This is a genomic window from Thermomonospora echinospora (assembly GCF_900108175.1).
GTDB lineage: Bacteria > Actinomycetota > Actinomycetes > Streptosporangiales > Streptosporangiaceae > Thermomonospora > Thermomonospora echinospora.
The window spans coordinates 62,445-73,817 of sequence record NZ_FNVO01000016.1 but is presented as its reverse complement, the minus strand read 5'-3'; the positions used below and the strand labels follow the sequence as shown (position 1 = coordinate 73,817).

Genomic DNA, 11,373 nt, shown 5'->3' with positions numbered 1-11,373 from the left:
GTTAGCCTTGCAATCATGGAACTTGCTGGGGGCGAGCACACCAAGATCGGGCAGCTGCGCATGGCGGAGCTGGTCGCCTCCGCGCTGCGTGAGCGGATCCTCGCCGGCGGCATCGTCGACGGCTCGACGCTCCCCAAGCAGGACCAGCTCGTCGAGGAGTTCGGGGTCAGCTACCCCTCGGTGCGGGAGGCGCTGCGGATCCTGGAGACCGAGGGCTTCATCACCGTGCGGCGCGGCAACCGCGGCGGCGCCACGGTGCACGCTCCCGACATCGGCACCGCCGGCTACGCCCTCGGCCTGACGCTGCAGGCGATGCAGGTCAAAGTCCCCGACCTCGGCGCGGCCCTGGCCACCCTGGAGCCGCTGTGCGCGGCGCACTGCGCGCAGCGTACGGACCGCGGGCGCGCCGTGGTGCCGCCGCTGCGGGAGCTGCTCGCCGAGGGCGACGACTGCCTCGACGACGGCGCGGCGTTCACCCGCGCCTCGCGCAAGTTCCACGACACCCTCGTCGGGTTCGAGCCCAACGCCACGCTGCGCGTCGTCGTCATGAGCCTCACCTCGCTGTGGTCGGTCCAGGAGGAGACCTGGGCGGACGTCCAGATGTCGCGCGGCGCCTACCCCTCGCGCTCCGACTGCGCCGCCGCCCAGCGGGCGCACGAACGTCTCGTGACGAGCATCGAGCAGGGCGACGCCGACGAGGCCGCGCGGATCGCGCAGGAGCATCTCACGGCGGCCCAGCGCTGGGTGTGCCGCACGCTCAAGGACAGGGTGATCGACGCCGCCTCCAGCCGGAGCCGGATGCGGTTCCGCCGCGGCTGAGGGGCCTTCGCGTCCGGTCCGTGCGCCTGACGACCCTCATGCTCTTCATGACATGCTGGCGGAAGTCATCAATCATTGTAAGTTTAACGAGATAAGAACGGGATGCGCGCAGGCCGGTCCGTGGCCACGTTCTGCGGCGGAAGAGAGACCCGCGTGGCACTGGACCGCGATGCCGCCGCACGGATGTTCGACCTCGACGGCCGGGTGGCGATCGTGACCGGCGCCTCGTCGGGTCTGGGGGCCTCGGTGGCCCGTGCCCTGGCCTCGGCCGGCGCCCGGGTGGCCGTCGTGGCCCGCCGCCGGGACCGGCTGACCGAGCTCGCCGGGCGGATCGGCGGCCTCGCCGTCGCCTGCGACCTGTCCGACCTCGACCGGGTCGGTGCCCTCGTGCCGGCGGTGGCCGAGGGCCTGGAGCCGCCGGAGATCCTCGTCAACGCCGCGGGGAACATGTTCACGACCGAGCGCGCCGAGAGCGAGCCGCTCGACGCCGTCCGCCGGACCATGGACCTCAACCTGCTGGCCCCGTTCCTGCTCGCCCAGGCCGTCTTCCCCCACATGCGCGCCGTCGGCCGGGGCGCGATCGTCAACGTCTCGTCCATCAGCGGCCGGGTCGGCATCCCCGGGATCCCGCAGGCGTCCTACGCGGCGAGCAAGGCGGGGCTGTCCGGGCTGACCGCTGAACTCGCGGTGCAGTGGGCGCGGCACTCGATCCGGGTGAACACGGTGGCCCCCGGCTTCTTCCGCAGCGAGATCACCAGTCCGCTCTACGAGAGCGAGCGCGCTTTGGAGTACCTGCGCCGCAACACCCCGCTGCCGACGGAGGGGACCGCGGACGACATTGTCGGCGCCGTCCTGTGGCTCGTCGGCGACGCCGGGCGTTACGTCACCGGGCAGACGGTCGTCGTGGACGGCGGCTGGACCGCCCGCTGACGCGGCGGCTCCCGGACCCGCGTGGAGTCCGGGGCCCACCCTTACCCGGTCTTAGCATTGTAATACTTACAATGATTGTCTAGCGTCGCCTCATGGACTTCACGATGGGCGCGGCCGCCACGAAGCTCCGCGACGAGCTGCGCCGGCTGGTGGCCGAGCACGTCCCGCCCGACTACCTCGGGGCCTTCACCGACGATCCGGCGGATCTGGAGACCGCGCAGAAGTTCTGCCGGCTGCTCGCCGAGCGCGGCCTGCTCTGCCTGGCCTGGCCGCGGGAGTACGGCGGACGGGACGCCTCGCCGTGGGAGCAGACCGTCGTCCGCGAGGAGATGTGGGCGCACCACGAGCCGCGCGGCGCGCAGTACATGGGCGTCAACTGGGTCGGGCCGACCATCATGCGGCACGGCACCGACGGGCAGCGGCGGCGGCACCTGCCGCCGATCGCGCGCGGCGAGGTGATCTGGTGCCAGGGCTTCAGCGAGCCCGACGCCGGCTCGGACCTGGCGTCGCTGCGCACGGTGGCCCGGCGGGACGGCGACGGCTGGCTGATCTCGGGCCAGAAGGTCTGGACGTCCTACGCCACCATGGCGCAGTGGTGCTTCCTGCTGGCCCGCACCTCCCGGCGCGAGCGCAGGCAGCAGGGGCTGACGATCTTCCTCGTGCCGATGGACGCCCCCGGCGTCGAGGTCCGGCCGATCGACTGCCTGATGGGCCCGCACCACCTCAACGAGGTGTTCTTCGACGACGTGCGGGTCACCGAGGCCGACGTGCTCGGCACGGTCGACGAGGGCTGGAAGGTCGTACAGGAGGTGCTGTCGTTCGAGCGGGTGGGCATCGCCCGCTACGCGCGCTGCGAGCGCCTGCTGCAGGCCGCGCCGCGGGTGCTGGGCGACGGCTGGGAGGACCTGCCCGCCGAGTTGCGGGTCCGGTGGGCGCGGATGCTGACGCACTGCCGGCGCGCCCGGCTGCTCGCCTACCGCGTGATCGCGCTGCAGAGCCGGGGTCAGGTGCGGCCGAACGACGCCGCGGCCTACCGGATCGCGGTGACCAGGCTCGACCAGGACAGCGCGGAGGTGCTCATGGACATCGCGGCGCTGGCGCCGCAGGACGATGCGCAGACCCGCTGGTTCCGCCTGGAGGTGGAGGACCACTGGCGGTACTCGCACGCCTCGACGGTCGCCTCCGGGAGCATCGACGTCCAGCGGATCCTGCTGGCCCGGGCACTGCTGGCGGCATCGTGAACATCGAGCTGAGCGAAGCGGCCGCCGAGTACGGGCGGCAGGCGCTGCGGGCGCTGCGGGCGGCCGGCGGAGACCGGCTCGTCCAGCTCGCCGAACGGGAGCCCGGGCGCCGGGAGGACCTGGTGGCGCCGGTCCTGCGCGAGCTGGGCGCATGGGACCTCGACCCGCGCGGCGACGCCGACGACCTGGAGGCCGCGGCGGCCCTGTGCCGCAGCGCAGGCTACTGGGCGGTCGCCTATCCGGTGGCCGAACGCCTCGCCCGTCCCGCCGACCTGGACGTCGACGGGCTCGTGGTCGTCGCCGACTCCGCCCCCAAGGGCGCGGTGGCGGGGCTCGGCCTCCGCTGGGTGGCGGTGACGCTGGACGGCCGGCGCGGCGACGCGGTCGCCAGGACGCCGAACGTCCCGCCGCGCACCTCGGCGTTCGTCACCGATCTCGACGTCCGGCCGCTCGACGAGGCCGGTGCGGGGGACGTGGCGCTGGGCCTGGTCCTGCCGTGCTGGACGCTGCTGGGGATGCTCGACCGCGCGATCGAGCTCACCCGCTCCCACGTGCTCGCCCGGCACCAGTTCGGCGGTCCGCTGGCCGAGCGGCAGGGCGTCCAGTTCCAGTTGACCGACGCCGAGGTGGAGCGCAGCGGTGCCGAGGCGCTCGCCAAGTACGCGCTGTGGAGCGTTCAGGCCGGGCTCGCCGAGGCACTCGACGACGCGCTCGCGCTCCGGCTGGCGGCGCTGGAGGCGGCCGAGACGGTGTTCCGCACCGCGCACCTGCTGCACGGCGCCATCGGCTTCTGCGACGAGACGACCCTGTCGTGGGTGTCGCGGTACAGCCAGCCGGTGCGGCGGCTGCCGCTGGGCCTGTCGGCGACCCGGGACCGGCTGACCCGGCAGATCGGGCGGCGCGGCCTGACCGGCCTGTTCCCGGGGGCGACGTCGTGAGGTACGACGACCTTCCCGGTGAGCTGTCCGTCGAGAGTGACGGCCCGGTCCGCACCGTCGTCATCAACCGGCCGGCGGAGCTGAACGCCGTTGACCGCCCGCTGCACTGGGCGCTCGCCAACGTCTGGCAGCGCCTGGCCCGGGACACCGAGGCCAGGGCGGTGATCCTCACCGGCGCGGGCCGCGCGTTCAGCGCGGGCGGCGACCTGGGCTGGATCACCTCGTTCCTGGACGACCCGGTCGCCCGCGACGAGAGCCTCCGCGAGGGCGCGCAGATCATCGAGGAGATGCTCCGCTTCCCCCTGCCGGTGGTCGCCGCCGTCAACGGCCCGGCGGTCGGCCTCGGCTGCAGCGTCGCGCTGCTGTGCGACGTCGTCCTGATCTCCGAGACCGCGTACCTGGCCGACCCGCACGTCGCCGTCGGCCTGGTGGCCGGTGACGGCGGCGCCGCGTTCTGGCCGCTGCTCACCCCGATCCTCCGCTCCCGCGAGTACCTGTACACCGGCGACCGCATCCCCGCGGCCAAGGCCGTCGAGCTGGGGCTCGCCACCCGCACCACCGCTCCCGGGGACCTGCTGCCCGAGGCCCGCCGCCTCGCCGCCCGGTTCGCCGCACAGCCGGTCGAGGCGCTCCGCGCCACCAAACGGGTCGTCAACATGCACCTGTCCCAGGCGCTGGCCGGCCCACTGCAGGCCGGCTTCGCCGCCGAGGCCGCCACCATGCGCTCACCCGAGCACCGCGCCCGGCTGCTCGCCCTCAAGGCGAAGGCGGGATCATGACGCGCGCCGATCTGGACCCGTTCCGCGCGCACGTCCGTCACCGGTGCCGGATGCGCGTTCGCCAGGATCGGCGTCGTGTACTGACCGGCTTCGGGCGGGTGGCCGGACATCGCGTCCGGCTGCTCGTTCTGCCGGGGAGGGCGGGGACATGACGCGCGCCGATCTGGACGAGTTCCGGGAACGGGTGCGCGACTGGTGCCGGGCGCACGTTCCGAAGGACTGGCGGCGGGAGCAGACGGGGGTCTCGGACGAGGAGTTCGTGAGCTTCCAGCAGGAGTGGTTCCAGGAGCTGCGGCGGGCGGGGTTCGCCGTGCCGCACTGGCCGGCGGAGTGGGGCGGCGGGATGCCGGTCGCCGAGCAGGTCGTGCTCTACCAGGAGCTGGCCGCCCACGACGCGCCCCGGCTGGTGCTGGCCTTCGTCGCGATCCACCACGCGGCCTCCACGCTGCTGGCGGCGGGCACCGACGCGCAGCGCCGCAGGCACCTGCCGGCGATCCTCGACGGCGAGATCTGGGTGCAGGGATTCTCCGAGCCCGGCGCCGGATCGGACCTGGCCGCGCTCAGCACGTCCGCACGCCGGGAGGGCGACGCCTACGTCGTCAACGGCCAGAAACTGTGGGCCAGCGGCGCCGCGCACGCCGACTGGTGCCTGCTGCTGGCCCGCACCGACCCCAGCGCGCCGAAGCGGCGCGGCATCTCCTACTTCCTGATGGACATGCGCACGCCCGGCATCGACGTGCGTGCGGTCCGGCAGGCGACGGGCGAGTCGCACTTCTGCGAGATCTTCCTGGACGACGTCGTCATCCCCGCCGAGCACCTGGTCGGGCCGGAGAACGAGGGCTGGCGGGTGGCGCAGCGGACGCTGGGCGCCGAACGCGGCATGACCATGCTGGAGCTGGCCGAGCGGCTGGGCAACGGCGGGTTCCGATGGCTGGTGGAGCTGTGCGCGCGGCCCGGGCCGGGCGGGGCGCGTCCGCTCGACGATCCGCTGGTGGCGGACCGGCTCGCGGCGCTGGAGACCGAGCTCACCGGGCTGCGCGCGCTATGCGCGCGGCTCGTCGCCGACGAGGACCCGGGCCCGGCGGACGCCTCGATCGTGAAGCTGTACTACAGCGAGCTGCTGCAGCGGATGACGGACTTCGGCGCCGAGGTCGCGGGGCTGGCCGCCCACACCGCGCTGCGCAAGCCCCTGTCGAGCGGGTGGGAGTCAGGGGCCTGGGTCCTGGACTTCATCGGCTCGTGGGAGTGGACAATCCCGGGCGGGACCAGCGAGATTCAGCGCTCCATCATCGGCGAGCGCGGCCTCGGCCTGCCCCGCGAACCGAGGGGAAGCTGATGCCCGCCGAGAGCCCCGGTCTGTCCGAGCTCCACGACGAGCTGCGCGCGGTGGCCCGCGACCTGCTCGGGAAGGCCGATGCCGAGGCCGCGGCCGACTGGCGGTCGATCGCCGGGGCCGGATGGCCGGGCCTTGAGGTGCCGGGCGCCTTCGACGGCGCGGACGCCACGTTCGCCGAGGTCGCCGTCATCCTCCAAGAGATGGGCCGTGCGGCGGCGCGTGGCCCCTACGCGGCCGTGGCGGTCCTCGGGGTGGGGGTGCTCAACCTGCTGGAGTCCGGCCCGGACCGGGACCGGCTGCTCCGCGACACCGCCGCGGGCGACGCCGTCCCTGTCGCTGTGCTGGAGGGCGAGGCTATGGGGGAGACGTCGTTCCGCATCGCGCGGACCGCGCGCGGACCACTGCTGCACGGCACGGCCGACTTCGTGCTGGACGCGCCCGCCGCCGACCGGCTCCTCGTGCCGGCCCTCGATCCGGACGGGACGCCCGTCATCGTCGGCGTCGATCCGCGGGCGGCCGGGCTGAGCGTCGAGCGGCGGCCGGTCCTCGACGCCACCCGCGGCTTCGGCCGTGTCGCCGTCACCGACGTCAGCGTGCCCCCGGAGTCGGTGTGGCGGTTCCGCGGCGACCCGCAGGAGGCCGTGCGGCGCCTGCGCGACCGGGCCGCCGTCGCCATGGCCTGCGACAGCCTCGGGCTGAGCAAGGCCATGCTGGAGGCCACCGTGGCCTACGCCGGGGTACGGGAGCAGTTCGGACGCAAGATCGGTTCCTTCCAGGCCGTCAAGCACGCGTGCGCCGACATGCTCGTCCAGGTGTCGGTGGCCCGGGAACTCGTCGCGGCGGCCGTGCGGGGCCAGGCCGGCGACGAGCCGGGGGCCGCCGTCGCGGCGTCGATGGCCAAGTCCTACGCCTGCGCGGCCGCGGTCGAGGTCGCGGGCAAGGCGATGCAGCTCCACGGAGGCATGGGCTACACGTGGGAGAGCGGCGTCCACGTCTACCTCAAGCGCGCCGCGCTCAACCGTTCGCTGTTCGGCTCGCCGGCGCTGCACCGCAGGCGGCTGGCTGAACGGTATTCGCCCCTGGCGCGGGAACGGCTCGATGCCTATGGTGGTAGTGAGCGTTCGCTTTCTTAGCCCCGGCTCGCCCGGCCGGAGCGGTTGGGAGTCCCCCATGTCGTTCACCTGGTTCATCTCGGTCGATGACCACCTCATCGAGCCGTCCCGGCTGTGGCAGGAACGGCTGCCCGCGCGATGGCGGGACACCGGACCCCGGATCGTGCGGGACGGCGACTCGGAGTTCTGGGTTTACGAGGACCGGCAGATCGTCACCACCGGCCTCAACGCGGTGGCGGGCAAGCGGCGCGAGGAGTTCTCACCCGAGCCGATCACCTACGACGAGATGCGGCCCGGCTGCTACGACCCCGCCGCCCGGGTGGCCGACATGAACCAGGGCCGGGTGCTGGCATCGATGCTCTTCCCGTCCTTCCCCCGCTACTGCGGCCAGGTCTTCCACGAGGCCAGGGACAAGGAGCTCGCGCTGCTGTGCGTGCGCGCCTGGAACGACTTCATCCTCGAGGAGTTCGCGCAGGCCCACCCGGGCCGGTTCATCCCGATGATGATCATTCCGCTGTGGGACCCGGTGGCCGCGGCCGCGGAGATCGAGCGGACCGCCGCCCGCGGCGCCAAGTCGATCGCCTTCTCCGAGAATCCGGCCAAGCTCGGGCTGCCGTCGATCCACACCGGGCACTGGGACCCGGTCTGGCGGGCCTGCGACGAGACCGGCCTGGTCGTATCGATGCACGTGGGCTCCTCCTCCAACCTGCTGCGCACCTCCGACGACATGCCGACGCTGGCGTTCATGGCCTACTCGGCGGCGGTCAACCAGGCCGGCACGCTGCTGGACTGGCTGTTCAGCGGCAACTTCGCCAGGTTCGCCAACCTGAAGATCGCCCTGTCGGAGGGCTCGATCGGCTGGATCCCCTACTTCCTGGAGCGGGCCGAGCAAGTCGTCGACAAGCAGAAGTACTGGGCCTCCCGCTTCGACATCGACATGAACGCCGCGCACGACCGCGGCGAGGTCAAGAGCGCGGCCCGCTTCGATCTGGACACCGACATCCGCCGGCTGTTCAGGGACCACGTCTACGGGACCTTTATCGAGGACCACGCTGGCCTACGGCTGCTGGACGTCATCGGCGAGGACAACGTGATGCTCGAGTGCGACTACCCCCACTCGGACTCCACCTGGCCCGACACGATCGAGATGGCCGGCAAGTGGCTGGGGCACCTGCCCGAGGACGTGCAGCACAAGATCACCATGGGCAACGCGGCACGGGTCTACGACTTCACGCCGGCCGATCCGGCCACCATCGAGGTCTCCTGACCCTGGGATCTCCCGGCCCGCCTTCTTGCCTTCGGAAGGCGGGCCGGGACCTCCTTCGCGTCAGCGCACCGTGATGGCGCGCTCGGGACAGTTGTCCGCGGCCCGGCGCGCCGCCTCCCGGTGCTCGGCCGGGACCTCGCCGACCAGGACCGTGCCGTGGCCCTCCTCATCGAGGCCGAACACCTCCGGGGCGATCTCCCAGCAGCGCGCGTGGCCCTGGCAGCGGTCCGGATCAACGGTTGCCTTCATCGGTCGTCCTCCTTGTCGGGGGCGGGTCGAGGCGACTCAGAACGTGGCCGACAGGGCCCACGGGCCCTCCGGGAAGGGCCGGCCGAGCAACTCCATGCTGTAGGCGATCCGGCCGGTGACGGTGCCGGGATCGGCGCCGCACAGCAGGAGCGCCGCGTCGGCCATGGCGCCGTCGTCCTCCACCGGGGCGTTGTCGGGAGTGTGCGGTGAGACCACGGCCACGCCGGGGGTCATCACCAGACCGGACGTGCCGAGCGCGTTGACGCTCACGCCGGTGCCGTGGACCTCGGCGGCCAGGCCGGTCGTGAGGCGGTCGAGCGCCGCCTTGCACATCCCGTACGGCACGCAGCCGTCGGCCGCCCAGTCCGGGTACGGCGGCCCCAGGGGATGGCGGGCCTGCTTGGAGGTGATGTTGACGATCCAGCCGCGCCCGCGCTCGATCATGCCGGGGACCGCGAGCTGGCAGAGCCGGAACGGCGTGTGCACCATCATCTGGAACATCAGCGCGTAGCGGCGGGGGCGGACCTCGAGCGCGGGCCCGTAGAAGTTGACGCCCGCGTTGTTCACCAGGGTGTCCACCGGGCCGAGCGCCTCCTCGGCCCGCGCCACCAGGGTCTCGACCTCCTCCGGTGAGGTGAGGTCGGCGGGGAGCGCCGCGACGACGCCACCCCTGGCCCTGATGCGGCCGGCGACCTCTTGCAAAGACCCCGGCAGCGCGGACGTTCCCGGTGCGACCGTCCGCGCCACCAGGGCCACCGCCGCGCCCTCGGCCGCCAGGCGTTCGGCGATGCGCTGCCCGATGCCGCGGCTCGCGCCGGTGACGAGCGCCACGCGGCCGTTCATCGATCCCAAGACCACTCCCGGGGTGAGTCGGAGGCCGGGCGACCGCCCAGCAAAGTAAGTGCCTACTCCCTTATCTTCCCAGTGCGTGGACGTTATTGTAAGTGAGCAATCGCTCTTTTGCCTCGATCCTGCCGAAGGGACCCCGGCCATGCACGACATCGTGATCCGCAACGGCGAGGTGGCCGACGGGACGGGCGCGGCCCCGCGGCGGGCCGACGTCGCCGTCGACGGCGACCGGATCGCCGCGGTCGGTGCGGTCACCGGCCGGGGCCGGCGCGAGATCGACGCCACGGGACGGCTGGTGACCCCGGGGTTCATCGACGTCCACACCCATCTCGACGCCCAGCTGTTCTGGGACCCGGCGGCCACGCCCTCCTGCCACCATGGCGTCACCACGGTCGTGATGGGCAACTGCGGCGTCACCTTCGCCCCGGTCCGCCCCGGGCAGGAGGGGTACCTCGCGGCGATGATGGAGTCGGTCGAGGACATCCCCGCCGACACGATCATGGCCGGCCTCGACTGGGGCTGGGAGACCTACGGCGACTATCTCAAGTCCCTGGGCCGCCGGGAGCTCGGCGTGAACGCGGGCGGGCTGATCGGCCACTGCGCGCTGCGCCACTACGTGATGGGGGAGCGGAGCCTGGCGGAGGACCCCGCCACGGACGAGGACGTCGCGGCCATGGCCGCCCTCGTGGGCGAGGCCGTCGACGCCGGCGCGCTGGGCTTCTCGACGTCCCGCACGTTTCTGCACACTGTGCCCGACGGACGTCCGGTGCCCGGCACCCACGCCCGGCCGGCCGAGCTGGACGCCATCGCCGGCGCCCTGGCCGCCCGGGGCCGCGGGACCTTCCAGGTGGTGCCGCGCATCGGCGAGCGCGACGGCGCCGAGCGCCGCAACTCCGTCGCCGAGATGGCCTGGATGGAGGAGGTGAGCCGTGCCTCCGGCCGTCCGCTGGCCTTCTCCATCATGCAGAGCGACCGCCGTCCCGGCCTGTGGTCGTGGGTCATGGAGCAGACCGCCGCGGCCCGCGCACGCGGCGCCGACCTGCGCCCGATGACGGCGGTGCGGGGCAGCGCCATCGTCTACGGCCTGGTCGGCCGGACGCCTTATGACACCCTGCCCGGCTGGGCCGAGCTGGTGGGACGGCCGTTGGCCGAGCGGCTGGCGGCCCTGTCGGACGAGGCGACGCGCGCCCGGCTGATCGAGGAGGCCGAGCGGCCGTCCACCCTGTCGGGGCCGCTGGCCCCCAAGGACCCCGCCAAGATCTACCTCATGCCGCCCGGCTCCGCCGACTACGACGTGTCGGCCGGCAATAGCCTGGCCGCCGAGGCGGCCCGGCGTGGCGTCGGACCGGCCGAGGCCTTCATTGGGTACTGCCTGCAGACCGGGGGGCTCGGGCTGCTCTACTACCCGGTCCTCAACCAGGACCTCGGCGCCGTAGCCCAAATGATCACGAACCCGGACGTCGTGATCGGCGTGGCCGACGCCGGCGCGCACGTGGCCCTGACGATGGACGCCGGCAACTCCACCTACTTCCTGCGGCACTGGGTCCGCGACCAGGGCCTGCTGGACGTCGGCCGCGCCATCAGGAAGCTCACCCTGGAGGCCGCCGACCTGTGGGGGATCCCCGGCCGCGGCGTCCTGGCCCCGGGCGCGTTCGCCGACGTCAACATCCTCGACCTGGACGGCCTCCACCTGCACACGCCCGAGATGGTGGCGGACTTCCCCCTGGGCGCGCAGCGCTTTACCCAGCGCGCCCGGGGCTACGACTACACCATCGTCAACGGCCGGATCCTCGTCGAGCACGACGAGCTGACCGAGGCCCGGCCGGGCCGCGTGGTCACCCCCGTCTGAGACG

The 11,373-nt window shown here is 73.1% G+C and carries 11 protein-coding genes; 9 read left to right on the top strand and 2 right to left on the bottom strand.

Annotated features, from left to right (window positions below):
• Positions 1 to 15 precede the first annotated feature (15 nt).
• From C4U03_RS28645 to C4U03_RS28610, 8 genes are all read left to right on the top strand, one after another.
• Positions 16 to 819: a FadR/GntR family transcriptional regulator gene (locus C4U03_RS28645; RefSeq protein WP_103942015.1), complete on the top strand. Its 804-nt coding sequence runs from the start codon at positions 16 to 18 to the stop codon at positions 817 to 819.
• 153 nt (positions 820 to 972) lie between these two features.
• On the top strand, positions 973 to 1,749 hold the full coding sequence (locus C4U03_RS28640; protein ID WP_200827540.1) for an SDR family NAD(P)-dependent oxidoreductase: 777 nt from the start codon (positions 973 to 975) through the stop codon (positions 1,747 to 1,749).
• 92 nt (positions 1,750 to 1,841) lie between these two features.
• Positions 1,842 to 2,990, top strand: coding sequence for an acyl-CoA dehydrogenase family protein (locus tag C4U03_RS28635; protein ID WP_103942013.1), 1,149 nt, complete (start codon positions 1,842 to 1,844; stop codon positions 2,988 to 2,990).
• Entirely contained in the window at positions 2,987 to 3,928 is a 942-nt protein-coding gene (locus C4U03_RS28630) for an acyl-CoA dehydrogenase family protein (protein ID WP_103942011.1), read from the top strand. Before C4U03_RS28635 ends, C4U03_RS28630 begins: the two co-directional genes overlap by 4 nt.
• Positions 3,925 to 4,707 carry an enoyl-CoA hydratase/isomerase family protein gene (locus C4U03_RS28625; protein WP_103942008.1) on the top strand — a complete coding sequence of 261 codons (783 nt, stop codon included), beginning with the start codon at positions 3,925 to 3,927 and terminating at the stop codon, positions 4,705 to 4,707. Before C4U03_RS28630 ends, C4U03_RS28625 begins: the two co-directional genes overlap by 4 nt.
• Before the next feature lie 148 nt (positions 4,708 to 4,855).
• Entirely contained in the window at positions 4,856 to 6,043 is a 1,188-nt protein-coding gene (locus C4U03_RS28620; protein ID WP_103942007.1) for an acyl-CoA dehydrogenase family protein, read from the top strand.
• Positions 6,043 to 7,176 carry an acyl-CoA dehydrogenase family protein gene (locus C4U03_RS28615; protein WP_103942005.1) on the top strand — a complete coding sequence of 378 codons (1,134 nt, stop codon included), beginning with the start codon at positions 6,043 to 6,045 and terminating at the stop codon, positions 7,174 to 7,176. Before C4U03_RS28620 ends, C4U03_RS28615 begins: the two co-directional genes overlap by 1 nt.
• 37 nt (positions 7,177 to 7,213) lie before the next feature.
• Positions 7,214 to 8,422, top strand: a complete 1,209-nt coding sequence (locus C4U03_RS28610; protein ID WP_103942003.1) for an amidohydrolase family protein — start codon at positions 7,214 to 7,216, stop codon at positions 8,420 to 8,422.
• A gap of 60 nt (positions 8,423 to 8,482) precedes the next feature.
• Here C4U03_RS28610 and C4U03_RS28605 read toward each other — a convergent pair whose 3' ends face one another.
• Positions 8,483 to 8,671, bottom strand: a complete 189-nt coding sequence (locus tag C4U03_RS28605; RefSeq protein ID WP_103942001.1) for a ferredoxin — start codon at positions 8,669 to 8,671, stop codon at positions 8,483 to 8,485.
• A 36-nt stretch (positions 8,672 to 8,707) separates the two neighbouring features.
• Positions 8,708 to 9,514: an SDR family NAD(P)-dependent oxidoreductase gene (locus C4U03_RS28600; RefSeq protein WP_200827539.1), complete on the bottom strand. Its 807-nt coding sequence runs from the start codon at positions 9,512 to 9,514 to the stop codon at positions 8,708 to 8,710.
• A 148-nt stretch (positions 9,515 to 9,662) separates the two neighbouring features.
• Between C4U03_RS28600 and C4U03_RS28595 the strand changes: the two genes are divergently transcribed.
• The gene (locus tag C4U03_RS28595) at positions 9,663 to 11,369 is read left to right on the top strand and encodes an N-acyl-D-amino-acid deacylase family protein (RefSeq protein ID WP_103941998.1); all 1,707 of its coding nucleotides are present in this window, start codon (positions 9,663 to 9,665) and stop codon (positions 11,367 to 11,369) included.
• Positions 11,370 to 11,373 lie beyond the last annotated feature (4 nt).